28 protein-coding genes and 1 tRNA gene are annotated in these 22,893 nt (G+C 44.8%); 12 read left to right on the top strand and 17 right to left on the bottom strand.

Annotated features, from left to right (window positions below; genetic code table 11):
- Positions 1-339: 339 nt before the first annotated feature.
- Positions 340-1,341: an LLM class flavin-dependent oxidoreductase gene (locus tag ACL934_RS08835; protein WP_374080052.1), complete on the bottom strand. Its 1,002-nt coding sequence runs from the start codon at positions 1,339-1,341 to the stop codon at positions 340-342.
- Between the two features lie 223 nt (positions 1,342-1,564).
- Here ACL934_RS08835 and ACL934_RS08830 point away from each other — a divergent pair, with 223 nt between their 5' ends.
- The gene (locus tag ACL934_RS08830; protein ID WP_413613379.1) at positions 1,565-1,852 is read left to right on the top strand and encodes a hypothetical protein; all 288 of its coding nucleotides are present in this window, start codon (positions 1,565-1,567) and stop codon (positions 1,850-1,852) included.
- A gap of 51 nt (positions 1,853-1,903) precedes the next feature.
- Here ACL934_RS08830 and ACL934_RS08825 read toward each other — a convergent pair.
- The 3 genes from ACL934_RS08825 to ACL934_RS08815 form a co-directional block, all read right to left on the bottom strand.
- Positions 1,904-1,979, bottom strand: a tRNA-His gene (locus tag ACL934_RS08825).
- Between the two features lie 82 nt (positions 1,980-2,061).
- A complete protein-coding gene (locus tag ACL934_RS08820; protein WP_413613378.1) occupies positions 2,062-3,033 on the bottom strand; it encodes a hypothetical protein in 972 nt (323 codons plus the stop codon).
- On the bottom strand, positions 3,011-3,775 hold the full coding sequence (locus tag ACL934_RS08815) for a glycosyltransferase family 2 protein (RefSeq protein WP_413613377.1): 765 nt from the start codon (positions 3,773-3,775) through the stop codon (positions 3,011-3,013). Before ACL934_RS08815 ends, ACL934_RS08820 begins: the two co-directional genes overlap by 23 nt.
- An 81-nt stretch (positions 3,776-3,856) precedes the next feature.
- Between ACL934_RS08815 and ACL934_RS08810 the strand changes: the two genes are divergently transcribed.
- Positions 3,857-4,471: a hypothetical protein gene (locus tag ACL934_RS08810; RefSeq protein ID WP_413613376.1), complete on the top strand. Its 615-nt coding sequence runs from the start codon at positions 3,857-3,859 to the stop codon at positions 4,469-4,471.
- Position 4,472: 1 nt separating this feature from the next.
- Positions 4,473-5,516, top strand: coding sequence for a rod shape-determining protein (locus ACL934_RS08805; RefSeq protein ID WP_374080039.1), 1,044 nt, complete (start codon positions 4,473-4,475; stop codon positions 5,514-5,516).
- Here ACL934_RS08805 and ACL934_RS08800 read toward each other — a convergent pair.
- Positions 5,513-6,487: an aminotransferase class IV gene (locus tag ACL934_RS08800; protein ID WP_374080037.1), complete on the bottom strand. Its 975-nt coding sequence runs from the start codon at positions 6,485-6,487 to the stop codon at positions 5,513-5,515. The genes ACL934_RS08805 and ACL934_RS08800 overlap by 4 nt on opposite strands.
- Before the next feature lie 123 nt (positions 6,488-6,610).
- Between ACL934_RS08800 and ACL934_RS08795 the strand changes: the two genes are divergently transcribed.
- Genes ACL934_RS08795 through tsaA form a run of 4 tightly spaced genes read left to right on the top strand, consistent with a single transcriptional unit; the run spans position 6,611 to position 11,141 of the window.
- The gene (locus ACL934_RS08795) at positions 6,611-7,501 is read left to right on the top strand and encodes a carbonic anhydrase (RefSeq protein WP_374080035.1); all 891 of its coding nucleotides are present in this window, start codon (positions 6,611-6,613) and stop codon (positions 7,499-7,501) included.
- An 18-nt stretch (positions 7,502-7,519) separates the two neighbouring features.
- A complete protein-coding gene (gene metG, locus ACL934_RS08790) occupies positions 7,520-9,586 on the top strand; it encodes a methionine--tRNA ligase (RefSeq protein WP_413613375.1) in 2,067 nt (688 codons plus the stop codon).
- The gene (locus ACL934_RS08785) at positions 9,586-10,377 is read left to right on the top strand and encodes an RNA methyltransferase (protein ID WP_413613374.1); all 792 of its coding nucleotides are present in this window, start codon (positions 9,586-9,588) and stop codon (positions 10,375-10,377) included. The genes metG and ACL934_RS08785 overlap by 1 nt, the downstream gene beginning before the upstream one ends.
- A complete protein-coding gene (tsaA, locus tag ACL934_RS08780) occupies positions 10,359-11,141 on the top strand; it encodes a tRNA (N6-threonylcarbamoyladenosine(37)-N6)-methyltransferase TrmO (RefSeq protein WP_413613373.1) in 783 nt (260 codons plus the stop codon). The genes ACL934_RS08785 and tsaA overlap by 19 nt, the downstream gene beginning before the upstream one ends.
- On the opposite strand, the gene ACL934_RS08775 is transcribed toward tsaA, so the two are convergent.
- The 3 genes from ACL934_RS08775 to ACL934_RS08765 form a co-directional block, all read right to left on the bottom strand.
- Entirely contained in the window at positions 11,110-12,366 is a 1,257-nt protein-coding gene (locus ACL934_RS08775) for an MFS transporter (RefSeq protein WP_413613372.1), read from the bottom strand. The two genes, tsaA and ACL934_RS08775, sit on opposite strands and share 32 nt — an antisense overlap.
- Before the next feature lie 8 nt (positions 12,367-12,374).
- Positions 12,375-12,761 carry a cysteine rich repeat-containing protein gene (locus ACL934_RS08770; RefSeq protein WP_413613371.1) on the bottom strand — a complete coding sequence of 129 codons (387 nt, stop codon included), beginning with the start codon at positions 12,759-12,761 and terminating at the stop codon, positions 12,375-12,377.
- 96 nt (positions 12,762-12,857) lie between these two features.
- Positions 12,858-13,445, bottom strand: coding sequence for an exopolysaccharide biosynthesis protein (locus ACL934_RS08765; RefSeq protein WP_413613370.1), 588 nt, complete (start codon positions 13,443-13,445; stop codon positions 12,858-12,860).
- 70 nt (positions 13,446-13,515) lie between these two features.
- Here ACL934_RS08765 and ACL934_RS08760 point away from each other — a divergent pair, with 70 nt between their 5' ends.
- Positions 13,516-13,788: a TMEM165/GDT1 family protein gene (locus tag ACL934_RS08760; protein WP_374080015.1), complete on the top strand. Its 273-nt coding sequence runs from the start codon at positions 13,516-13,518 to the stop codon at positions 13,786-13,788.
- A gap of 1 nt (position 13,789) precedes the next feature.
- Here the strand turns inward: ACL934_RS08760 and ACL934_RS08755 are convergent, their stop codons facing one another.
- The 5 genes from ACL934_RS08755 to ACL934_RS08735 all read right to left on the bottom strand — a co-directional run bounded on the left by ACL934_RS08755 (position 13,790) and on the right by ACL934_RS08735 (position 18,088).
- Positions 13,790-14,320, bottom strand: a complete 531-nt coding sequence (locus ACL934_RS08755; RefSeq protein WP_374080012.1) for a hypothetical protein — start codon at positions 14,318-14,320, stop codon at positions 13,790-13,792.
- 222 nt (positions 14,321-14,542) lie between these two features.
- On the bottom strand, positions 14,543-16,609 hold the full coding sequence (locus ACL934_RS08750; protein ID WP_374080010.1) for a sodium-translocating pyrophosphatase: 2,067 nt from the start codon (positions 16,607-16,609) through the stop codon (positions 14,543-14,545).
- A 158-nt stretch (positions 16,610-16,767) separates the two neighbouring features.
- On the bottom strand, positions 16,768-17,142 hold the full coding sequence (locus ACL934_RS08745; RefSeq protein ID WP_413613369.1) for a hypothetical protein: 375 nt from the start codon (positions 17,140-17,142) through the stop codon (positions 16,768-16,770).
- On the bottom strand, positions 17,120-17,395 hold the full coding sequence (locus ACL934_RS08740; protein WP_413613368.1) for a heavy-metal-associated domain-containing protein: 276 nt from the start codon (positions 17,393-17,395) through the stop codon (positions 17,120-17,122). Before ACL934_RS08740 ends, ACL934_RS08745 begins: the two co-directional genes overlap by 23 nt.
- A gap of 60 nt (positions 17,396-17,455) precedes the next feature.
- Positions 17,456-18,088 (bottom strand): hypothetical protein, encoded by a 633-nt coding sequence (locus ACL934_RS08735; protein WP_413613367.1) that lies wholly within the window; start codon positions 18,086-18,088, stop codon positions 17,456-17,458.
- A gap of 70 nt (positions 18,089-18,158) precedes the next feature.
- Here ACL934_RS08735 and ACL934_RS08730 point away from each other — a divergent pair, with 70 nt between their 5' ends.
- Genes ACL934_RS08730 through ACL934_RS08720 form a run of 3 tightly spaced genes read left to right on the top strand, consistent with a single transcriptional unit; the run spans position 18,159 to position 19,836 of the window.
- Positions 18,159-18,740 carry an RNA polymerase sigma factor gene (locus ACL934_RS08730; protein ID WP_374079998.1) on the top strand — a complete coding sequence of 194 codons (582 nt, stop codon included), beginning with the start codon at positions 18,159-18,161 and terminating at the stop codon, positions 18,738-18,740.
- Positions 18,737-19,270: a hypothetical protein gene (locus ACL934_RS08725; protein WP_413613366.1), complete on the top strand. Its 534-nt coding sequence runs from the start codon at positions 18,737-18,739 to the stop codon at positions 19,268-19,270. Before ACL934_RS08730 ends, ACL934_RS08725 begins: the two co-directional genes overlap by 4 nt.
- 50 nt (positions 19,271-19,320) lie before the next feature.
- Positions 19,321-19,836, top strand: a complete 516-nt coding sequence (locus ACL934_RS08720) for a YiiX/YebB-like N1pC/P60 family cysteine hydrolase (protein WP_413613365.1) — start codon at positions 19,321-19,323, stop codon at positions 19,834-19,836.
- On the opposite strand, the gene ACL934_RS08715 is transcribed toward ACL934_RS08720, so the two are convergent.
- The 4 genes from ACL934_RS08715 to cysK all read right to left on the bottom strand — a co-directional run bounded on the left by ACL934_RS08715 (position 19,814) and on the right by cysK (position 22,320).
- Positions 19,814-20,239, bottom strand: coding sequence for a type II toxin-antitoxin system VapC family toxin (locus ACL934_RS08715; RefSeq protein ID WP_413613364.1), 426 nt, complete (start codon positions 20,237-20,239; stop codon positions 19,814-19,816). The genes ACL934_RS08720 and ACL934_RS08715 overlap by 23 nt on opposite strands.
- Entirely contained in the window at positions 20,229-20,474 is a 246-nt protein-coding gene (locus ACL934_RS08710) for a type II toxin-antitoxin system Phd/YefM family antitoxin (RefSeq protein WP_413613363.1), read from the bottom strand. The genes ACL934_RS08715 and ACL934_RS08710 overlap by 11 nt, the downstream gene beginning before the upstream one ends.
- A 101-nt stretch (positions 20,475-20,575) precedes the next feature.
- On the bottom strand, positions 20,576-21,328 hold the full coding sequence (locus ACL934_RS08705) for an endonuclease/exonuclease/phosphatase family protein (RefSeq protein ID WP_413613362.1): 753 nt from the start codon (positions 21,326-21,328) through the stop codon (positions 20,576-20,578).
- Positions 21,329-21,330: 2 nt separating this feature from the next.
- Positions 21,331-22,320, bottom strand: a complete 990-nt coding sequence (gene cysK / locus ACL934_RS08700; protein ID WP_413613361.1) for a cysteine synthase A — start codon at positions 22,318-22,320, stop codon at positions 21,331-21,333.
- A gap of 105 nt (positions 22,321-22,425) precedes the next feature.
- Between cysK and ACL934_RS08695 the strand changes: the two genes are divergently transcribed.
- Positions 22,426-22,848 (top strand): PPC domain-containing DNA-binding protein, encoded by a 423-nt coding sequence (locus ACL934_RS08695; protein WP_413613360.1) that lies wholly within the window; start codon positions 22,426-22,428, stop codon positions 22,846-22,848.
- Positions 22,849-22,893: the final 45 nt, after the last annotated feature.

Raw genomic sequence — 22,893 nt, 5'->3', positions numbered from 1 at the left:
CCCAACCTCCGCAGAAAAGGGTTTTCTATATATGTAGGAAGAAAGAAGTAGGCTGGTTTTGCCTATAAAATCGCCTTTTCCATGCCAGACACCCCTAACAACACCTCTTCCTTTCGTATAAATTTTATAAAACAGCTTCATTAAATAATTACGGCACAGAGTTTTTAATCCTCTGACGATTTAAAGAATCAAAACAAATCCCACGCGCAATTCGTATCTAACACTCCATAAGCAATAAATGCGTTTTAATTTCTTCAGATCTTTTTCATGAGGGATTCAAATTCGCGGCCGCTCTCGTACTCACCTCGGAAAAAATCACTTTTCAGAGGGAAAATTAGTTTAAAGAGAACTCACCTCTTTGATGATTTCAAAGGAGCGACGACGATCCTCATGATCGTACGTATCGGATACTATAATCAGCTCATCAGCTTGGGTTTTATTGATCAACTTTTGCAACCCTTCTCGAACTCGCTCGGGATTTCCGATGACCGAAGTTCTAAGACGAGACAAAACAAGATCCTTTTCAGCCGGCCCCCAAATACCGTCCATGCTTTTTACTGGAGGCTGCAGGGATACTCTTTGATTGCGAATAATACCCAAAAATCTTTGATAGACTGTGGTCGCTAGAAGATGGGCTTTTTCATCCGTGTCTGCGGCGAGAACTTGAACTCCCACCATCACACGAGGTTCTTTGAGAGCTTTGGATGGTTGAAATCCCACGCGATAAATATCTATGGCCTGCATCATCAGCTCTGGAGCGAAATGCCCCGCGAAAGCATACGGAAGCCCCAAGGTCGCCGCAAGCTGTGCACTATAAAGACTCGAACCCAAAAGCCATATCGGCACATCAACTCCAGCACCAGGTACAGCTCGAACCTTTTGTCCTTCTTGAGCAGGAGCAAAATAATATTGAAGCTCCTTCACGAGATCTGAAAATTCAGACTCTCTTCCGGTCATTTCACGACGAAGTGCTCGCATAGTTAAACCATCTGTGCCGGGCGCTCTTCCCAAGCCAAGATCAATTCGATCCGGATACAACGTTGCTAAAGTTCCAAACTGTTCTGCGATGACCAACGGAGCATGATTGGGAAGCATGATTCCGCCGGAACCCACGCGGATTTTTGAAGTTCCTCCGGCGACGTGACCAATCAAAACAGATGTCGCAGCGCTGGCGATCCCCTCTAAATTGTGGTGTTCAGCCAACCAAAAGCGATGATAACCCAGCTCTTCAACATGACGAGCAAGGTCCAAAGTATTTTTAAATGAATCAGCAATGGTCTTTCCTTGCGCCACAGGAGCTAAATCAAGAACAGAAAGTTTTGTATCTGAGAGTTTCTTCATATGATCACCTTTAAAACTCTCTTATTGTAACAATTTCAGATACATTTATCTATAGAAATGTATTTCAGTGGCCGAAGGGAGCATCCAGTTTCCCGGATTCGAATGCGAGTTTCGGGATTTTGCTGCGTTATTTTTTTATCTAATCAAATATAACCGATCCCAGTCGGGCAACGACCTTGCTTTATGAAGCTTCCATTAAACCAACCGTTCAAAGGGAGTTTTCATGAAAGTAAAATACATCTTAATGCCACAATGGATCTTCGGCGTCTTTATTGCCCTCTCTGTTCTTCAAAAATACGATTCAGAAGGGTTTCTAAGATACTCACTCACTTGGCTCTTTTTTATTGCCTACCTTGTCGGACAGAACAACTCGATGACTTTTTCTAGAGAGGAAGTTGAAAGTACGAAAATTCCAAGATTTGTTTACATACTTGGCGTTACTGTCTTTGGAGGTTTTCTAGGAGCTTCCCTCGTTCTGTTATTCGCCAATAAAGTTTCTTGGGTTCTATGATTTTTTTCGGTTTTTATGAAACTTTAGGGGATTTATTAAAGAGAAGAAAATTGGGGTGACTGACGGGGCTTGAACCCGCGACACTCGGAATCACAATCCGATGCTCTACCAACTGAGCTACAGCCACCACAAAGGAAGCGTTGTTATAGAACTTTGGCTAAAAAAGTGCAAGAGAGAATTAACGCCTTTTGCCGCAAAATTCCAAATTCTTAGTAATCACAAGGAGCTACGACAGGTTGCGCCTTACAAGCTGTGCTGGCTTTTTCAGCATCTAGAGGTGTTTGTTCTGCCCAATCTCCGTTAGCGTTACAGCGCTGGCGCTGGCAAGTGGCTCCTGCTGAGATTAAACAATTCTTTTTTTCTTTCTTAGGATTGTTCAAACAAGTCCACGCACACTCATTAAGTTTAGCGGGAGGGTTAAAACAAATAACCCCTTCTCTTTTGGCTTGAGCTAGGGCGGCTTTGTCTTTTGCTTGTTTTCGGGCCGCATCTAGAAGGCGTTTTTTCTCGGCGTCTGCTGCTTTTGTCAACTCATGAGCATCAACAGGAGCGATGGCCGTCAAATGTCCTTTGGGAATTTTCTTTCCTTGCAACAAAACATCGTAAGCAATGTCACCACCTTCAAGAACTCCCTGAAATCCGACTTGCTGACCCGATTTTACAACAACGGATTCCTCTCCATTTAAAGCAGAAAACTCCATGGAGCCTTCAAGCATTTTTACGCCTGCAAAAGCCTTCCCTGGATTAATGGAAAGAATGTAGTTTCCTGGAGGAGCTAAGAATTCAAATAAATCCGAGCGCACGGCCACATTATAGGGACCTTTTTCTTTCGGATTTTGCATCCAATAAAGATCTCCGGATTTTAACAGAACCACCGGAGCTTCCCCGCTTTCCCAACTTATAATAGGAAGAGAAACTTCGCCGGATCCCAACAAAGTGAAACTGCGTTTTGCATCAAGTTGCACTTTAACTAATGCCGATGCCGATGTTTCCAGAAGAGCTTTTTCACGAAGAACTTGCTTAGATCTGACTTGAAGTCTTTTGCCGTCTTTGCCAGTCAACCACACCTGCCCCTGCCATTCGCGAATCGCTGGATACTTTGGAGCTTCGGCAAAAGAGGTGGTCGCGGCGAAAAATGAAGCAACTAAAGGAAGAACTTTAACCAGATGATTTTTTAGCACGCTCAATCTCCCAGAGTTTGGCAAATTTGAGAAACAGCGAATACGCGGCCCCTACTGAAATAATAAATCCGGGAAGCCCATCTTGAAAGCCTCGTTTTACAAAATAGGTCTCTACAAATTTTCCGTAAGGCTTAAAGATCATCTTGAAGTATGAAAAACTCTCGCCAGCCTCGGCAAGCTGCTTGGCCCCTAATGTGGAATATCTATCATTAGTCAGGACTTGATCACTGAGGTTATCAAACACCCAATGCAAAAGATCCCGCTTCATTTTGAGGACCTTTTTTACTTCTACTTTTTCGTGCAAAGCTGCGGAATTCCACTGCGATTTGGTTTTATTATAGAGCCTCAACTGATAATCCGGATACCACCCACCATGTTCGATCCAGCGGCCCAAGTGATAGGATTTTCGCGGAAACAGATAACCTGCTTCGGGATCTAAATCGGAAAAACTCTCAACTATTTCGGCAGCAAGCTCGGGGCTCAATGCCTCATCCGCATCCAAAGAAATGATCCAAGGATTTTTGGCTTGTTCCGTGGCGAAAGCTTTTTGCGGACCAAACCCCTTCCACTTTTCTTTGAAAACGCGGGCGCCGCACTTTTCAGCAATTTCAACGGTGCGATCCGTCGAAAAGCTGTCTACGACAACGATGTCGTCGGCAAAAGGCACCGAACGGATGCAACGCTCGATATGAGCTTCTTCATTAAGGGTGATGATCACAACGGATATAGGCAATTTCGTCACCTTTCAAGATTCTCTTTGGATCAAGGTCTTGTCAAATGATTCGCGACTCGATACGATTTTCAAGTCGAAAGGTTTTTATTCATGAAATTTGCTAAATACTTCGTTTTAGGTCTTTTTCTAAGCTCATCTGCTCACGCTTACCTGAGCATCGCTGAATCCGGCGAACTTGTTCCAGCCGGAAAATATCAAGTGGGAGTTGAACCTCAACTTCTTACCAACAAAGGTGGCGGCGCAAACTTTAACGTCTTCTTTGATACAAACATCAACGAGGCGACAAGTGCTCGCATTACGATGGGCGCCGGAGCCGTGGACTTTAATGCTTTTGTTAGCGCAAAGTGGATGCCTTTCCCAGACGTCGACAATCAACCAGCGATGGGTCTTCGTGCTGGTGCAGGTTTAGCACGTGACGAAGAGGAAAATCTTTTGCAACTTCAACTGGCTCCCCTTTTGAGCAAGAAATTTGATACGGAGTATGGATTGGCAGTGCCTTATTTGGCAGTCCCTTTCACGTTCCTCAACACAAAAGAAGAAAACCTAGTGGCTTCAAATTTGACTGTTGGCAGTGAGTTTCATTATGCCGACTGGAATCAAGTCACATTGGGTGGAGAAGTCGGTTTTGATTTGAATAAATCTTACTCTTACATCTCGATCTTTGCTACATTCCCATTTGAAAGCCAAAAAGGATTCGGGAAATAATATGCTATCATGGTTCTTTAAGGATGACGCCGGAACGGCGGCGGATCTCTATGTGGATCTGGGAACTGCAAATACATTGATCGCAGCTCGTGGGAAAGGGATTGTTCTCAATGAGCCTTCTTTGATTGCTTATCAACAAACAAGCCCTGGAAAAAAGAGAGTCATTGCTGTTGGCAATGATGCCAAAGAAAAATTGGCCAACAACCCAGGCAGCATCTTTCCGCAAAAACCGATTCGCGACGGAGTGATTGCAGACTTTGAAACTTCTGAAGTGATGCTTCAGCATTTTTTGAGTCAGCCTGGCGTTAAATCCGCTTTTTCTCGCCCTCGCGTGGTGGTTTCACTTCCGTATGGCGTAACAGAAGTTGAGAAAAAAGCCGTCATTCAATCTTGCAAAGCGGCTGGCGCAAAAGAAGTATTTTTGATTGATGAACCGATGGCTGCAGCTATTGGTTCAGGTCTTAATATTCGCTCTGCTGAAGGCAATATGATTATTGATATCGGCGGAGGCACCACTGAAGTGGCTGTGATTGCTCTTGCTGACATCGTTTATTGTGAAGCTGCTCGCGTGGGTGGACATAAAATTGACGATGCGATCATTGATTATTTCCGTCGCTATAAGAAAATCATTATTTCTGAAACGACAGCGGAATATTTAAAAGTTTCTATTGGCACGGCCGTTCCCAAAAAAGACATTCGCACAGCGACGATTTCTGGCCGTGATGCGGATACCGGCATGAACAAAACTATGGAAGTGAGTTCTGAAGATGTGGGACTTGCGATGAATGGCTGCATTCAAGAGGTCATCAATGCCATCCACAGAGCTCTTGAGCACACTCCTCCGGAATTGGTGTCTGATATTATCGAACGTGGTGTTGTCCTGGCTGGTGGTGGCGCTTTGATTCGCGATTTTGATTTACGTATTCAAAACGAAGTGCGCTTGCCAGTGAGAATTGCCGAAAGCCCCCTCACCGCCATCGCCAAAGGTGGCGAAGCGGTGTTGAGTGATCCCGAGCTTTTAGATAAAATTCAGTTGGAAGTTTAAACGTAAATAGGGGTCGACTTCGGCCCCTTTTTTATATCTTCGCGAAGCAGTTTTAAAAGTTTTGCGGAAACTTCGCCTTGCTTGCCCGCCCCGATTTTCTGACCTTCATATTCCGTCACAGGCAAGACATCTAAAGTAGTTCCAATCATCATCACTTCTTGTGCTTCAAAGATGTCTTTTTCAGTCAGATCCTTTTCTTGAATCGACGACAAGAGTCCGTCTTCAAGCAAAGTATTTGCGAGCTCGAAACTTCTCATCATCGTTGTGCCTTTAAGAATTTGACGCAATTTTGGACGAAGAAGATTTTTGTTTTTATCGACCAAGACGATATTTTCTGTACTGCCTTCAGTTAGAAAACCTTGGGAATCAATACCGATCGTGAAGTCGATCTTTCGATCTACGCTTTCTTTTTTCATCATGACATTCGGAAGGTAGTTGCAACTTTTGATTGTTGCGAACCAGGGTTCTTTCGGAGCCACAAGACTGCGGCCGACCTTCACCCCGGCTTGATATTTTTCTTCCGCAATCGGAGCGTAAGCTGTTACGACCAGGTACAATTGAGAAGCAATTGAGTCGTAGGGATTGGTCGTAAATCCTCCGGGCCCTCTAGAAACATAGAGGCGAAGAATAGCATTGCGAGCTCCCGTAGCGATCGTGGTCTTAGTGATCACGTCTTTGATTTCTTTAAGACTCATCGGAAGAGAAATTCCCAATTGAGCTGCGGAAGTTTCAAGGCGTTCTAAATGCTCTTGAAGAAGGAAGGCATTTCCGTCGACAACTTTAATAGCCTCAAAGACACCGTCCCCGCGGTGCACAAGATGGTCGTCAATAGGAACCATCATCAGGCCCGGATCTTTTACGATGCCTCCCCACCAAGTGCTGTACATAGCTAAATATGTCTTCTGCGCTGAGTAAGAGCGCTCCTGAAGTTTTGTTTGAATTTCAGAGGGGGATAAGATCGATACAGACATAGCAACTCCTCAATGCTCCCATTCTAGTGGTTCCCTACTCTGGGGGTAAAAGTTTTTTTGTTTTTAATTTGACGTCCCTCGATGGAGGTCCTGAGAATAAAGAACAGCATCAGGGAGGATCAAATGTTAAAAGTTTTCACAATGGGTCTCGTATTGGTTTCTATCACCGCCTGCGCAATGCAAAGGCATCGCACTCCAACTCAAGACGAAACAAAAGTTCTTTTGAAGGATCAACAAGGACAATCCAAAGAGGCTCCTGCGGAAGCTTCCACAAACGGTCCTAAAGAAATCACTCGCATCAGTCCTGAAGATACCGAGGCTGAAGCGCAAAGCCAAGCAACCGAGATGAAAGAAGCCGTGGCCGCTGCCGCTCAACACATTCAATCCACTCACGGCACTACCAAATCAACTCGTCATGCGGGTCCTGTCCCTGCAGAAAAAGCGCAAGGTTGGTTAAAAAATGGAAATACACGTTTTGTGAAAGGCTTCCTTCGTAATGACGGAGCTAGCTCCAAAGATCGTTTGCGTCTTGCTGCCGGACAAAAACCTCACTCGGTGATTTTATCGTGCAGCGATTCTCGCGTTCCACCGGAACTCGTTTTTGACCAAAAACTTGGCGAAGTTTTTGTTATCAGAACAGCTGGTGAAGCTTTGGATAACAACGTGATCGGCAGCATCGAATACGCGGTGGAACATCTAGGCTCAAATTTAGTTGTCGTGATGGGACACGAGTCATGTGGTGCTGTGAATGCGGCTCTGGCTTCCCTTAAAGGCTCTCCAATGGGAAGTCCAGCGCTGGAAGCATTGGTCGCAGATATTAAACCTCGCGTGCAAAAATACGCCAATGCAACTCCTTCTCATGGACTTTTAGAGGAAACTTGGAGCAATGTGGATGGCGTTTCGAAAGATCTCCTAGAACGCTCTGCAATCCTGCGTGACGCGGTTGCCTCTGGTGATGTAAAGATAGTGAAGGCCCTCTATCACTATGACTCCGGTCTGGTTGAGTGGCGCTAAACTGAAAGGTCCTTCGCGATGAATCAAAACCGTAAAATCCTCATGACTTGTGCTCTTCCCTACGCCAATGGATACATCCACTTGGGTCACCTTGTGGAATATCTTCAGGCTGATTTCTGGGCACGCTTTCAAACAATGAGAGGCAATGAGTGCGTTTATATCTGTGCAGATGATACCCATGGCACGCCGATCATGGTGAAAGCACGCGAGATGGGCATCACTCCGGAAACTTTGATTGCGAAAAGCTACGAAGAGCACACGAAGGATTTTGCGGATTTCCAAGTTCAGTTCTCAATGTACGGTTCTACAAACTCGGCAGAGAATAAGGCATTGTGTGAGTTCTTCTATCAGAAAATGGTAGAAGGCGGTCACACACGTTCGCAAGCAATTCAGCAACTCTATTGCAACCACGACAAAATGTTCCTTCCTGATCGTTTTGTAAAAGGCACGTGCCCTAAGTGTGGCGCAAAAGAGCAATACGGCGATTCTTGTGACGTGTGTGGATCGACTTATTCACCCAGTGATATGAAGGACGTTCACTGTTCTTTGTGTGGGACAACTCCGGTTCTTAAAGACAGTGAAAGTATTTTCTTTAAACTGAACGACTTTAAAAAATATCTTGAAGAGTGGATTCCAAAACACTGCTCTTCTGAAATTTCCAAAAAAATGCTTGAGTGGTTCAATGAAGATCTTCATGACCTTGATATCTCACGTGATGAGCCCTACTTTGGTTTTCCGATCCCGGGCACAAATAATAAAAAATTCTTCTATGTTTGGGTGGATGCTCCGATGGGATACATGTCCACGACGGAGCAGTGGGCAAAGAAGAATGGCACGTCTTTGAAAGACGTATGGCAAGACCCTAGCCGTGAGGTGTATCACTTTATCGGAAAAGATATTGCGCGCTTCCACACGATCTTCTGGCCGGCATTCTTGAAAGCGGCGGACTTCCGTTCACCAAACCAAGTCTTCGTTCATGGTCACTTGATGGTGAATGGCGAAAAGATGTCCAAATCAAAAGGGACCTTCATCGCGGCTCGCACTTATTTGAATCATTTGAATCCCGAATATCTTCGTTATTACTACTCAACGAAATTGAATAGCTCCGTTGATGATATTGATTTGAATCTTGAAGACTTCGTGAACCGTGTGAATTCTGAGCTTGTGGGTAAAATCACAAACTTGGGTTCTCGCGGTGGCCAAATGTTGAAAAAGAAAATGGACGGCCTGATGAGCGAACCTGATGCTGAGGGAGCAAAATTGATTGCTCATGCTCAGACGATGGGAGAATCCATTGCGGCTCATTATGAAGCTCGTGATTTTGCAAAAGCCATCAATGAAATTCGTTCTTTGGCAGATGATGCAAATAAATACTTTGATGAGAAAGCTCCATGGAAAACTTTGGAGGCTGATCCATCTGGAACAAAGCAAGTTATCACAACGACTTTGAACATGTTCCGACTTTTAGCAATTTACTTAAAACCGATCCTTCCTTTCTACACTGAGAAAGTGGCGAAGCTTTTAGGTGAGCAAGATTATAAATGGTCTGATATTCAAACGGTTCTGAAAAATCGTCCTATCAATGACTACGAACATCTTGCAACTCGTGTTGAGGCTGACAAAGTAAAAGCCATGGTTGAAGAAAGTCGCAAGATCAATGAAGAGATTCAAGCAGCTAAGAAGGCGACTTCGACGGCTCCCGCGGCGGCGAAAGCTGCACCAAAAGCGGCGACTGAGTCTTCGAGTGAAAAACCTGCAGAAATTGAATTTGCTGACTTTGAGAAAGTCGATCTGCGCATTGGCCAGGTTGTTGAAGCTGAAGAAATCAAAGAAGCTGATAAACTTTTGCGTTTGAAAGTAGATATTGGTAACGGCGAGATTCGTCAGATTATTTCCGGGATCAAAGCTGCTTACAAACCCGAACATCTTTTAGGACGTAAGATTTTAGTTTGCGTGAACTTAAAACCGCGCAAAATGAAATTTGGTATGTCTGAAGGCATGGTGCTTGCGGCTGGCAACGGCGGCAGTGACCTTTTTGTTCTTTCTGCAGATGACGGGGCTCAAGTCGGCCAACGAGTGAAATAATGACCCTCTCTACCCAGGACAAAAAATCCCTCGAAGAAATTCATAAACTTTTTCTGGAGATTGAAAAGTCCTGGGCTCACGAAGCCAGCGTTGCTGGCGAAAGCCCGAAACTTTCATCTTTAAAGGCAAAAATCTTAGAGCTTAAGAATTCGGAAAACCCCGATGTCTCTCGCCTCGCTGATCTTCGAAAACATCTGACTCCCGAGATGACTCTTAAACATTTTGTGAGTTTTGGTATTCCCGTTGAACGTCTTCTTCACAAGAACCTTCAAGATGATGACTTCTTGATTGTTGAAAATGACAAAGAAGCAGCTCCTGAGGAACGTCTTCCCTTGGTTTTTGTTCTAGATAATATTCGTTCGGCTTTTAATGTGGGTTCTATTTTTAGAACCGCGGAATGTCTGGGCGCTGAGAAAATATATCTGTGTGGCTACACTCCCAATCCGACACAGTGGAAAGTTGAAAAGACGGCCATGGGAACTCAGGAGTATCTTTCCTGGGAAGAGTCCCCTCGTCTTTTAGAATGCCTGGAAGAACTTAAGGATGAGGGCTATCGCATTGTCGCTCTGGAAACGGCCGCGAGCGCTGTGGATCTTTATGAACCCTTTGAAGTTGAAGCAACGGCCTTTGTCTTAGGTAATGAGCGCTTTGGTCTTGATCCGGAAATTTTGAAAGTGATTGATGAGGTTCGCATTGTCCCTCTTCGTGGACGTAAGAATTCCTTAAATGTGGGCGTCACAGCGGCGATTGCTGGCTTTGAATGGATGAGACAGTGGCGTCAGAAAAAATAACTCTCACGCCGATTGGGCGATTTCATAGCAATCAAGTGGAACCCTATGAGGCCGGTCGCCAACCTGACGAATTTCATTCAGAAGGTGTCATTGAACTTGAAGCAGGTCACAACTTTGAGCAGGCGTTGATAGGCCTTGAAGGTTGTGAGCGCATTTGGGTGATCTTTAGCTTTCATCACAATCCGCATTGGAATCCCATGGTGCTACCTCCTCGCGGAAGAGATCAAAAAATCGGCGTCTTTGCGACTCGCTCCCCTTACCGTCCTAATTCGATTGGTATGAGCTGTGTAAAGATCCTCCGTATCGACAAACTTAAAATTTTTGTAGAGGGAGCCGATCTTTTAGATGGCAGCCCTATCTTGGACATTAAACCTTATGTAGCCTATGCGGATTCATTTCCCGGCGTGGAACCTTCTTGGCTGCAAGATGCGACGAAACATTCAGTAAACTTTTCTGAGGAGAGCTTGGCGCAATTAAGCTTTCTTGAGTCTCAAGGAGTTTCTCAACTTAAAGGTTTTCTTTTGCATCAATTGGAATATGAGCCGACGAATTCAAAAAAGAAGCGCGTAAAGGCGCAAGGCTCCGATTACGTGATTGCTTATCGCACCTGGAGAGCATGGTTTTCTTTGAATGAAACCTCTGTGCAGGTTTTAAAGATCTTTTCGGGCTACAGCATTGAAGATCTTCAACAAACGGAAGATCCTTACTCTGACAAAGAAATTCATCGAAAATTTAAGACGCTTTTTCTGTCTCTTGATTTGTAGAGTCGGAAGACGCACCTAGAAGTTGCGTTTTTACGTAACGATACAGTGGAATAAATCCTGCGAATCTCGATACTGTTCCTAAAATAAAGACCATGTAGTAACTGGAAAGCTTTTCTCCAAAGAACCACAAAAATTTTCCACCCACATAGGTCCCTAAAATAATCGCTAGGGAATTGAGAAGATTGTACACCGTGAGCATAGGAACTTTTTCTTCTTGCTTGAGATCCTTAAAGAAAATCAGCGAAAGCCCGACTTCCACAAAGGCCCACGCAAGACCACTGATGAACTGAAGGAAGAAAATAAAATACGGATCGCTGCTTACCGCCCACATCGCTGGAAGCGGAACGATGGCTCCGGCTCCAAACACCAGCAAGTTGAAACCTGACGTAGTCCCTCTAAAACGATCAATCAAAGTGAGTGCCAGTATTTTTCCGATAAAAAGAATTCCAATGGCCGTCATATATGTGCCGTAGTCCATCTTTATCTGAGCCAGCATATATGGTGTTACGAAGGGAGAGGAAACGAACACGGCCGCCTGAAAGGGCGCCAAGAAAAAGAAAAATTGTCGCTTAGAACTGTTAGCCCAAAAGACTTTCCACGACGCGCGGAAACCTAATTTTGGTTCACGATTCCAAGTGGGATCGAAATATTGAGATGAGAGAATAAATGACGAAAACAAACGACAAGCAAACGCAAAAACAAAGAGCATCGTGAAAACAGACGAGAAAGGTCCGATTTCCACTTTATTGTGAAGGGCGACTCCCCCTCCGATAAGTCCGATGAGGATACCAACCTGTGAGACGCGAGACCGTTTTGAAAAATAACGATTCCCCTCTTCGACTTGCACCAAACGCCCCATCCAGTAGTTCCACGCAGGTCCCGCAGCAAAACCAGATCCCCAGTAAAGAGTCAGGATAAAGAACAGAGTCCAAAAGTCAGGAGCTCTTGTGGCAGAAAAATAAATCAGAGGAATAAAAGTCAGAGCTTGCAGAGTGGTTGAAGCGACAACCCAGTGTTTGTGAGATTGAACTCGTTGCAATCCGCGCGGAGTGATGAGTTGCAGGAACGCGCCACTGACAATGGGAAGAGTTGAAAGAACTCCGGCAAAGATTTCTCCCATGCCGATAGAGAGTGAATAGGCCGGCAAGTAGGTCTCGCCGGCTCCAATCATGAGAGAGCAAAGAAAGGCATCAAATAAACTTAAGCGGAGACTTTTCTCTCTCATAGAGGCGATTAATTTCCTTTTCTGGCCTTCTTACGCATTTCTTTCGCACTTGCGACTTCTTCTTTGCAAGCAGCAGAAAGTTCTTCTTTATGTTCTTTCATGCACTTCATGATGCGACCTTTACCAGGTTTCACGTCGGCACAAAATTTCTCGACGTCATCGTGGCAAGCTTCTTTCACTTCTTTGTGCTGCCCTTTCATCGCCTCAACGTGGGCTTTGCATTCTGCCGAAAGTTTCTCTTTATTTTCTTTCATGCATTTTGCAATCGCTCCACCTCCCGGTTCGATACCTGCGCAAAGAGTTTCACGATCTTTTGCACAAGGACCATTGCCTTCTGCTTGTGCAAAGGAAGCAAATCCAAGAACCAACGTACACGCTACAATAAATTTTCCCATGATGTTTTCTCCTTCTAGGAAAGTTCATTGTAGCAATAGCTTTTTTCAGTATACAAAGACCTCGAGGTCTTATGGCCTTTTCTTGGGGCGCAAGACTTAAGTCAGGTGAATTGCTCCCATGGTTAAAGTTGCAAAGAAGGACGCAACTATAAGACACCACAGATAGCTAAAAAGGATAAAGATCCCGTCTTTTTCCATATGCCCAATGGCGCTAAATACGATAGCCACGACGGGAATGGTATTAGAAAAAGGAATGGGCAAAGGTAACGACAAAAGAAGGGCATTCACGACGACTACAATCAGATTGATGATTCGGAAAAACCAGTGATCGTGAAAGAAGACCAGACGTTGTTTGATGATTTTTGAAGTGTGGGTCCAGATCCTCTCTGCCACCTCTGAAACTTTAAGAAGGACCTCTGAGGAGATCTTTAGATTTTCAAATTTCTTCGGCAGCCATGGTGGTTTATTCATATAAAGAAAAAAGGCCACGAGAGCGACGAGTAAACCTAGAGGAGTCGAAAGTCCCGGGATAGGAATCGGCTGCATAAACGGCAGACAAAGGAAAACCATGATCATGGCATGACCTTCTTCCCCAAGAAGATGGAAGACTCGGCGCAAAGTGAGGTCTCCTTTAGAGGCTTCCTCTTGCAAAAGGTCCATGGCAGCAATAAATCGACTTTTCAATTTGCCTTCCTTACCCGCAAACTTTATCAATATACATTCAATTGACAGCATCTATTCTAAAGGACCTGGTATGGATTGGAAGATTTTTGCGAGCACTTTTATAACTATTTTTTTGGCCGAGATGGGCGATAAAACGCAATTTGCTGCGTTAGCTGCCTCTTCACAATCTAAATCCACCCTGACTGTTATGATTGCCGTTGTATTGGCTTTAGGACTGGCCGGAGCATTGGGCGTGATCTTTGGCCGTTTCTTAGGAACGGTTCTTAATCCGCAAATTATGAAATACGTTTCGGGGACTTTATTTATTCTTGTTGGGATTTGGGTTCTGACAGCAAAAGGATAAATTAGTAATTACAGTACTGAGCTCTGTCGGTGTTGAAACCGCGCAGAGTTTCTGTCAAACGAAAGCGGACTTGCTTTCCTTGCAGCTCTTGCGAATTGATATTCACTGAATATTGAAAATCTAAAAAGTACTTACCCTGGCGGGTTATCACGTTTCCGTATCCGAGATTCACGAAATAGATTTCACCAGTATCAGAGTTTACTTGGTACTTTTCTGAAAATTGAGTTTCGAAACTTGGCGAGTTCTCAAGATTTGCGAACTCGCGATATCGAACAGAATAGGTTCCGTCTTTGTTGAGATAGAGATCCGTCTGCCCGACTAATAATTGCTGAGGGTCCGTCCAAAGCTTCGTGCCCCCTGCGACAAGGATTTTAAAAACCAAGTCACCATTCTCGCAATTGCCGTCTGTTTGATAATACATCTCTTCGGGAATCCAACTTTGTGAAGCTGGAGAGAGACTGTAGGAAAAATTCCCACAGGAAGTCAGGGAAAGAGATAAAAACGTGCTGAAAAGTACCTGATGAAATCTCATGATTCCGTTATATGGTCATGAGGAACGCTTGTCATAAGGTTTGTATTTTTTCGGTCTCTCGTCCTGGTCTTGTTTATTACAGCGTCTAGGGAAAACCGAAATCGAAGAGTAATAAAATGAAAAACCCATAGCCGAGGCTATGGGTTTTATTATGTTTGCTATATTCGGATGCTGCTTCAGCCTGCGCGCCACCGGCGCTTCGGCACTGCCCGCTACCGCGGCTTAGCCGCCAATAGTAGCAATCAATTGAGCGATCAACAAAGATACGACGGACATAACTTTAATCAAGATCGCGATACCAGGACCTGAAGTATCTTTGAACGGGTCACCTACAGTGTCACCAACGACAGCTGCTTTGTGAGCGTCAGAACCTTTTGGATGACCTGGCAATCCACCTTTTTCGATGAATTTCTTAGCGTTGTCCCATGCTCCACCGGCGTTTGCCATGTAAAGAGACATTGTCGCACCGACAGCCAAACCACCAGCAAGAAGACCTGCTAGAGCTTGAGGACCCAAGATGAAGCCCACTGCTACTGGAGCAAGGATTGCGATCATACCTGGAAGAATCATTTCCCAAAGAGCCGCTTGAGTTGCAATGTCTACGATCGCAGCTGGTTGTGGTTCTGCTTTACCTTCACGAAGACCTGGGATTTCTTTGAATTGACGAGCAATTTCTTTAACGATTTTTTGAGCAGCCTTACCAACTGCCGTCATTGTTGTAGAACCAACAAGGAACGGAAGGATAGAACCGATCAAGATACCGATCAAAACGCCTGAAGAAGTAAGATCCAAAGACATTTTTGCAAGACCTGCTTTTTCACGCACATGGTTTACTTCCATGTTGAATGCAGAGAAAAGAGCAAGAACTGTCAAGATCGCTGAACCAATCGCAAAACCCTTACCGATAGCTGCTGTTGTGTTACCAACGGCATCTAGTTCATCAGTGATGTCGCGAACGTTTTTACCAAGACCTGACATTTCAGAGATACCACCCGCGTTGTCAGCGATGGGACCGTAAGCATCGACAGTCATAACAACCGCTGTACCAGCGAGCATACCTACTGCTGCCATTGCGATACCGTATAGACCCAAAGCTTGGTCTGCTACGTAAGCTGCGATAACAACGATCAACATTGGGATTGCAGTTGATTCCATACCTACTGCCAAACCACGGATCACACCAGTTCCTGCACCAGTCAAAGCTGCTTCCGCAACCAAACGGATTGGACGAGCTGCTGTGTAGTACTCAGTGATAAGACCGATCAAAGCTCCACCAAATGCACCCGCTGCCAAAGCAACAGTGACAGTTTGGCTGATACCGAACATTGGCATCAAGATGTAAGAAGCAATTGTTAAAATGATTGGCGGAACAATCAACGCGTTACGAAGAACTGTTGCTGGCTTGCCGTTTTTAAACGCGCGCGCTGCAAAGATCACAACGATTGAAATCACAAGACCCAAAGTTGAAAGAAGCAAAGGCAAAGTCACACCCGCGATACGAGTGTTCTCTGGAGCTGCACCCTCCATCAATTTAGACAAACCTTCTACTGGGATTGTCAAAGCAATCGCCATAGCAGAAACGATCGCAGCAACCATGGATTCATAGATGTCTGCACCCATACCTGCAACGTCACCAACGTTATCACCAACGTTATCAGCGATAACACCTGGGTTACGAGGGTCGTCTTCAGGAATGTTCTCTACAACTTTACCAGCGATGTCTGCACCAACGTCAGCCGCTTTAGTATAGATACCACCACCGATACGCGCGAAAAGTGCGATAGATGAAGCACCCACTGCGAAAGAGTGAAGGATTGTTCCGACAACGTCTTGACCTTGGAAGATGTAGTAAAGAACGCCAAGACCGATCAAACCAAGACCCGCAACAGAAAGACCCATCACGGCGCCACCATCAAGTGCCACGAGAAGAGCTGCGGCTTTAGAGCCACCTGCTGCTGCTTGAGAAGTACGAACGTTGGCATAAGTTGCCGCCTTCATACCGAAGAAGCCCGCAAGAAGAGACAAGAATGCGCCCAGGATGAAAGATCCCGCTGCGATTCCGCCCAATGCGAACCATAGAGCTGCGCCTACGAAAATAGCGTAGACGAAAAGAACCTTGTACTCACGTACGAGGAAAGCCATTGAGCCTTCGCGAACGTAAGTCGCGATGCGATTCATTGTTTCGTTACCAGTTGGCTGAGCCTTCACGCGAAGGTATAGAGCCAAAGCAACGATCAAACCAACCACCCCAGCAATCGCCGGAGAAATTAGCAAAGATTCACTAAACATTGTTGCACTCCGTGTTTGATTTCTCGTTTAAATTACGAAGGCTTAGAGATACCTGTCTTCATTGCAATTAGTCAATCGAGAGAAAGGTACGGACTTACTTTTGGTAGCGACAATGCGTCATGAATGACGCTATATTGCTACCAAAAGTAAGTCCGTACCTAAAGAACAGGCGCGATGAATGCGAAGAAAAAACCGGTGAGGAAAACAAGAACTGATAGAATATAGACCCGTGCAGAGAACTTTCTGCCTGAAATACAGGCATCTCTGAGCTGTGGATCAATGGGACACGGGGCGTTGCGGTTTCTCCAAAGAAGAAATCCATTTAAAGATAACATCACTCCCGCGAACACAAAAACTATGAGTTTATTTTCGGAAACCCAAATAAGACCTGGAACATTGCCAGCAAGCCCCGCAAGAACTGCTCCCATGCCCAAACTGACAAGCAGAGCTGGGAGCGCACAGCAGATCAAAGTTCCCGTGGAACTAAAAAGAGTCAGGAACGTGAAGAACTTATTTGTTGAAGCTAACTTCATACCCCGCCTCTTTTAAAAGAGTTGCGATTTTATCGTGGGAAAGTTTTTGCCCATCTTTGTATGTGAGCTTTACGAATTTATTTTCGAGGCTCACTTCGACGTTGGCGACTTCGGGTTGTTCTTTAAATTTTTTTGTGATGCCTTGAGCACAGAAAGAACAAACCATTCCTTTCACACCGACAGTTTCAACTTCTCCGGCGAATGCGGATGATGTTGCGAATAGGATTGTTAGAGATAGGATTAGTTTTTTCATAATTTTCTCCTGCTTCAGTTCCGGCGGTTCCCGCCTGCATTCTGCGCGGCTACCGCCGCCTTAAAAGTGCACCATGTAGTTAAAGGCCCAGCCACCACCGAAGGCGGCACCGAGTTCGATCATTGCGTTTTTGTAGAACAGACGAATAAATTGCGTTGTCTCAATAGGTTTGTCGTTCACTTTATCGAACTGAACAATGAGCCATGTATTGAGTTCGTTAAACTCTGCTAAATATGGAGCCACGCCCAGGCGGCCTTTGGTGTGCTCATAGTCCGTGCGATCAACTGCATCTGAATCTTGGCGGAAGAATTTATTGTACTGAATAGACGTGTAATACTTGCGCGACTCCCAATCTGCTTCAACAGATCCGAATGTTACACCTTTGTTCTCGTCAAACGATCTTTCCGTTCCATAACCCGCGCTTAAATAAATATTTCCCTGCGAATCATCGTTATTCCAGCGCTTCGCCAAAAAGTTGATTCGTGGAATTGTGTATTCGATATCTTCCATTTTAAAATAACTAAGCCCAGCGGCCCAACTGCGATCGAAGGAATAGGTCAGTAACAATTCATTTTCTTTTTCTTTATTATAAGACATCAATGATGTTGCACCCTGAAAAGAAACTGGATGCGCATTTGCCGTCCCGACGCCACCAAAGCTGAGGAGTAAAAGTCCAAGTATCAATTTGTTCATATTCTCATTTCCTTGTTGTGCGCGCCTTCAACTATCATTAGGATGAAGCCAACTTGTTTGTGACAAATTGATGAAAAAAAATCTGCAAGACTTAACAGACGAAGAACTTCTAATAAAGTTGTCCGAGGGCGAATATAAGTCCTTGGATCATCTCTATTTGAGGCATTCGGGACGTGTTTTGAGTTATGCCCACCGTCGAGGCCTCTCTACCGAACGTGCCGAGGATTTATTGCAGATTGTTTTTATGCAGCTTCATCGTAAAAAGCATCTTTACGATCCCCGTCACTCGGCTCTGGCCTGGATCTACGTCATTACTCGCAGCGAATTAAAAGACTATAGAAATCGCGAGATTAAGGATTTTACGGAGTGGGACGATTCTTTGTCACAAACAGACGTGTCCGTTCCTATAATAGAGTCGAAGGACGAAGCTCAGGCTCTACTAAATGAATTAAAACCCCGAGAGCAAGAGGTTATGAAGCTTCGCTACCTGGACGAACTGGAATACAATGAAATTGCAGAGATCCTTAAAGAATCCGAGAGCAATATTCGCCAGATCGTCAGCCGCAGTCTTCGTATGTTGCGTGACCGGCTTGTGCCTGGCAGCGCTGGAGGGTCGCAGGCCCGGAAGCTGAAGCAGAGAGGAAAATTGTGAAAGACATAAAAAAAGATTTTGAGTCTTTTGTGAATGACCCGGCGGAAACGTCAGGCTCCTCTTTTGTTCTTTCCAAAATTCATTCACAACTTGCAAAAGAACTTCCTTCTGCCTGGAAGGTGGCGACGAAGTTGGGTGTTGCACATTTATTGGGTTCATTTGTCACTTTGATGAGCTGCTCTCAGTTCGGCGTGCAGTTGTTCTTTGATGGCGGCGGACTTATGCACTACTTTATGAAAATCAGTCCGCAGTTCTGTAATACGTTTTGCGGAGCTTTGTATCTTTCAATTTCTTTCTTAATGGCTCGCGCCATTTTAAAACGCGACGAATGGTTGATGATTCTTCGCTCACGGGTTTTAAGCATTTCTACCCTCGCCTTGATCTCCTTAGGTGGCTTGGCTCTGGTGAGCCATGAAGTTACTTTTGAAGCCGGCGTTTTGTGGCTTTTTGGTGCAGCTATCGGAGGAGAACTCGTGACTCTTGTAAAATCTCCCACGCTTTGGCTTGCGCGCAGAGGCGCTGGTAAATAACCCTGCACAATCCCTTGCCTTCATAGGGCTTTAAAAGTAGAAAAACCAGCATGAAAACTTGCCTTGGTTTTATACTGATTTTTCTATCTTTGAGTTCCCCGGCTTTTGCAAAATCGCGCATTGCTTTTCTAGAGCTTTATGATCGCAATGGAGAGCTTGTCCAATACGAACCGGGCGGAAGATTCTCTCACACGGCTATTCAATTTGATGAAATTGGTGACAAGTGGCTGAACGCTTATCCTGGCGAAGGTGTTGCTATTGTTTCTTGGGAAGAACTCCAACACCGTGGTGTCATTGCTGAGATTGTTGAAATCCCTCAGAACGTTCACCTTTCCCAAGTCGCTCCTTACATGGGCCGACCTTTTGATTTTTGGTATTCTTGGAGTGATGATGCTCTTTACTGCACGGAGCTGATTGGGAAACTTTTAGGAGTTCCAACTCATCCAATGAAGTTTAATAAAAAAGTTTGGCCAAAGAGTTATTGGAAGCTTGAGGGGACACCAGGGCTTTCGCCGGATGGACTTTGGAAGTGGGCACATAATATCAATAGCACTTCAAAGAATTAACGAGCCCTTGCTGAGCGTACGAAAGAATAAGTTCGTCTTGGGTTAATAGCGTAAAACGATTTTTTCGGGCAGTAGCCACTATGATCCTGTCAGCGGGATCACCATGAAATCCTCCCGGCAGACGTGTAGACTCCACTGCCACTTCAGGGGAAATTGGAACAACTTCGAGCTTTAATTTTTCAATAGAATGCTGAATCCAATCCAAACAAGGCTCACTTAAAGCAAGCCGTCCCTTTGCTTCAAGCATAGAGAGCTCCCACAGAGAAATCGCCGAAATCATCAAAGTCTCGTCGATAAAAGCTTTTTCAACTACTTTGCGTGAGGAGCCTTTCGCCATTTTTTCCAAACCCGTCACAATCCAAATCCAGGCGTGGGTATCAAGTAAAAGACCATTATTTTTCATCAGCACTCCACTTCTCACCTGTGGACTTAACGATATCACCCTTGATCTCGGCCGTTCCAGCCATCACCCCAAAGGGGCTTTGCACTTTCTCCAATACTTCATCCTGTGCAGGCACCAATCTCGCGACCGGTTTCCCATGCTTGGTGATCGTCACCGCTTGACCGTATTTTTTAACACGATCCATAAGCATTAGACATTGCGCCTTAAACTCTCCCGCAGGAATTTTTTTTGCCATAGATTACAATCTCCACCATAAAAGACTATGGTCATAATAACATGGTCATATTTAAATATCCACAAAATATGGCCGCCTGATGAAGAGATAACTATTTGCAATTACTGGAATTTCAACTTTATCTCTAAAGGAAAGTGATCTGAACTTACGATAGTGTGGTGAACCCGAGCCTTAACCACCTCAAAACCTCTGATGAAAACGTGATCTAATTTTAATACCCGCCCGTCATCTTCCAGATCCAAGTGCTCAAGGTGCAAATCCCTAAAAATACTTTTCATAATCATGTAACGCTTGAAGTTCCATGTATTAAAGTCCCCAGCCAGAATAATCGGTCCTTTGAATTCAGAAATTTTTTCTGCAATCTCATAGAGCGAATTCGAAAAAGCTCCCAATGTCACAAAGTTAAGAACGTGGGTGCATACAACAAGAACTTTAGTTCCTGCAAAGTCGTATTCGTTAAACAAAGTGAGCTTAGGCGTAAGCCAAAAGAACTCTCTTGTTTTTGCGCGAATAAAATCAACCGCATGGGGACGAAGTTTCGAACCAATCGCAACGCCGGTACTAGAAAGATCTTTTTTGTAGTGAAAACTTTGAGCGAGATGCCATTCGTATGAAGAAAAATCTTCTTTCCAAATTTTTGGCATACGCTGGTCTAAGATAGCCTCTTGAAGAAGGATAAAGTCCTTTCCCTCTCCAAGCCTTTTAAAATCATTTTCAAAGATATGGGCTTTTTGGCCTTTGTAGACATTCCATACGAAAATATCAAACTCCGACGGCGCGACAGGAGTTAAAATCTCCCCTTCGCCGATCTTCAGTAAGACTTTTTCTTTCGCAGGAACAATATACGGAACCATTTTTACTTCACTTTACTTAAATAACTTTCATCCACTGTGGCCACTTGCAAACTTTGCGCTTCTTGGCGTTCTTGCTCTGCGAGCAACGTCGACAAGTACCGCTCTGTTGTGCTTGGAATAATAACAACAATATATTTCCCTCTGTTTTCTTCGCGCGAAGCCTGACGAAGTCCCGCAGCAATAGCAGCACCTGAGGAAATTCCCACGGGGATTCCTTCCGTTTTAATAACTTCGCGTGCGACCTTCATGGATTCTTCAGATGAAACTTGCTCAACTCCATCGACGACCGAACGGTCCATTACGCTTGGAACAAATCCCGCCCCCAAACCTTGAATTTTATGAGGACCAGGTTTTCCTCCAGAGAGAACCGGGCTTTCCGCGGGTTCAACTGCGATCATTTTTACACTTGGCTTTTTCGCTTTAAGAACTTGCCCTACACCTGTGATAGTCCCAGATGTTCCAACACCGCTGATCACCATATCGACTTTTCCATCGGTGTCGTTCCAGATTTCAAGAGCGGTGGTTTCTTTGTGAATCGCAGGATTGGCTGGATTGTCAAATTGTCCTGGCACCCAACTGTTGGGAGTTTTCTCTGCAAGCTCCATTGATTTTGCAATGGCGCCCTTCATACCCAGAGGACCCGGAGTCAGAATAATTTTTGCGCCGAGCATGAGTAAAAGAGTTCGTCTTTCTTGGGACATTGTTTCAGGCATCACAAGCGTAATAGGATAACCCTTTGCTGCGGCAACAAAGGCCAACGCAATTCCGGTATTTCCACTCGTGGGCTCAATGATCTGCATACCTGGCTTTAATTTACCCGTGAGCTCGGCCTCTTCGATCATAGCAAGACCGATGCGATCCTTCACGGAAGCCAACGGATTAAAGAACTCCAATTTTAAAAGCAATTTTCCAGGAAGTCCCTTCCCGATTCTTTGCATTTCGACCAAGGGGGTTTGACCAATCGTCTTTGTAATATCAGAATATACTTTCATATTTTGCCTATTCTGGTGAGAGGGCTATTTTTTAATAATACTCCTCTCCGAGAGAGGATCAAAGCAAACTATGTTCTATTTTCGTTAATAAAAGGGGGTTTTTAAATGGCAACTCAACCTTACTCCAGCGCTGTAACAAGCCACTGTTTCCGTTTGAGACCCGGGCAAGACCTTAAAAAAGAACTTCTTTATTATTGCCAATTGCATCACCTCCATGCGGCCTGCGTCCTGAGTTCCGTGGGAAGCCTCACTAAGGCGCACATTCGTCTGTCGGGAGGCAAAGATGTGGTCGAATTTCAGGGGCCCTTTGAGATTATTTCTTTGAATGGAACCTTAGGCACTGAAGGCATTCATTTGCATATTTCAGTGAGCAATTTCGAAGGCAGTGTGATTGGTGGACATCTTATGGATGGCTGCGAGATTTTTACGACGGCGGAGATTGTGCTTTTGGAGAATCAGGATTTAGTGTTTGGGCGTGAGGAGGATGGGCATACGGGGTATAAGGAATTGATTGTTAAACCGAGATAATCAGCGAAGGTCCGACTTCCAATATTTTAACCAATCGTTTTGGAA

Origin of the sequence: Bdellovibrio sp. HCB-110, assembly GCF_047323225.1 — a bacterium.
Lineage (GTDB): Bacteria > Bdellovibrionota > Bdellovibrionia > Bdellovibrionales > Bdellovibrionaceae > Bdellovibrio.
This window is presented reverse-complemented; position numbering and strand designations above follow the sequence as displayed.

What these genes read in the sequence shown, in the direction of transcription:
- metG (WP_413613375.1), top strand. Translation starts at nt 7,520, where the DNA reads ATGAATCAAAACCGTAAAATCCTCATGACTTGTGCTCTTCCCTACGCC.
- ACL934_RS08715 (WP_413613364.1), bottom strand. Translation starts at nt 20,239, where the DNA reads ATGAAAAATAATGGTCTTTTACTTGATACCCACGCCTGGATTTGGATT.
- ACL934_RS08720 (WP_413613365.1), top strand. Translation starts at nt 19,321, where the DNA reads ATGAAAACTTGCCTTGGTTTTATACTGATTTTTCTATCTTTGAGTTCC.
- ACL934_RS08785 (WP_413613374.1), top strand. Translation starts at nt 9,586, where the DNA reads ATGACCCTCTCTACCCAGGACAAAAAATCCCTCGAAGAAATTCATAAA.
- cysK (WP_413613361.1), bottom strand. Translation starts at nt 22,320, where the DNA reads ATGAAAGTATATTCTGATATTACAAAGACGATTGGTCAAACCCCCTTG.
- ACL934_RS08755 (WP_374080012.1), bottom strand. Translation starts at nt 14,320, where the DNA reads ATGAGATTTCATCAGGTACTTTTCAGCACGTTTTTATCTCTTTCCCTG.
- ACL934_RS08805 (WP_374080039.1), top strand. Translation starts at nt 4,473, where the DNA reads ATGCTATCATGGTTCTTTAAGGATGACGCCGGAACGGCGGCGGATCTC.
- ACL934_RS08795 (WP_374080035.1), top strand. Translation starts at nt 6,611, where the DNA reads ATGTTAAAAGTTTTCACAATGGGTCTCGTATTGGTTTCTATCACCGCC.
- ACL934_RS08745 (WP_413613369.1), bottom strand. Translation starts at nt 17,142, where the DNA reads ATGAAGTTAGCTTCAACAAATAAGTTCTTCACGTTCCTGACTCTTTTT.
- ACL934_RS08740 (WP_413613368.1), bottom strand. Translation starts at nt 17,395, where the DNA reads ATGAAAAAACTAATCCTATCTCTAACAATCCTATTCGCAACATCATCC.
- ACL934_RS08775 (WP_413613372.1), bottom strand. Translation starts at nt 12,366, where the DNA reads ATGAGAGAGAAAAGTCTCCGCTTAAGTTTATTTGATGCCTTTCTTTGC.
- ACL934_RS08835 (WP_374080052.1), bottom strand. Translation starts at nt 1,341, where the DNA reads ATGAAGAAACTCTCAGATACAAAACTTTCTGTTCTTGATTTAGCTCCT.
- ACL934_RS08695 (WP_413613360.1), top strand. Translation starts at nt 22,426, where the DNA reads ATGGCAACTCAACCTTACTCCAGCGCTGTAACAAGCCACTGTTTCCGT.
- ACL934_RS08730 (WP_374079998.1), top strand. Translation starts at nt 18,159, where the DNA reads ATGAAAAAAAATCTGCAAGACTTAACAGACGAAGAACTTCTAATAAAG.
- ACL934_RS08705 (WP_413613362.1), bottom strand. Translation starts at nt 21,328, where the DNA reads ATGGTTCCGTATATTGTTCCTGCGAAAGAAAAAGTCTTACTGAAGATC.
- ACL934_RS08800 (WP_374080037.1), bottom strand. Translation starts at nt 6,487, where the DNA reads ATGTCTGTATCGATCTTATCCCCCTCTGAAATTCAAACAAAACTTCAG.
- ACL934_RS08710 (WP_413613363.1), bottom strand. Translation starts at nt 20,474, where the DNA reads ATGGCAAAAAAAATTCCTGCGGGAGAGTTTAAGGCGCAATGTCTAATG.
- ACL934_RS08750 (WP_374080010.1), bottom strand. Translation starts at nt 16,609, where the DNA reads ATGTTTAGTGAATCTTTGCTAATTTCTCCGGCGATTGCTGGGGTGGTT.
- ACL934_RS08810 (WP_413613376.1), top strand. Translation starts at nt 3,857, where the DNA reads ATGAAATTTGCTAAATACTTCGTTTTAGGTCTTTTTCTAAGCTCATCT.
- ACL934_RS08760 (WP_374080015.1), top strand. Translation starts at nt 13,516, where the DNA reads ATGGATTGGAAGATTTTTGCGAGCACTTTTATAACTATTTTTTTGGCC.
- ACL934_RS08770 (WP_413613371.1), bottom strand. Translation starts at nt 12,761, where the DNA reads ATGGGAAAATTTATTGTAGCGTGTACGTTGGTTCTTGGATTTGCTTCC.
- ACL934_RS08830 (WP_413613379.1), top strand. Translation starts at nt 1,565, where the DNA reads ATGAAAGTAAAATACATCTTAATGCCACAATGGATCTTCGGCGTCTTT.
- ACL934_RS08735 (WP_413613367.1), bottom strand. Translation starts at nt 18,088, where the DNA reads ATGAACAAATTGATACTTGGACTTTTACTCCTCAGCTTTGGTGGCGTC.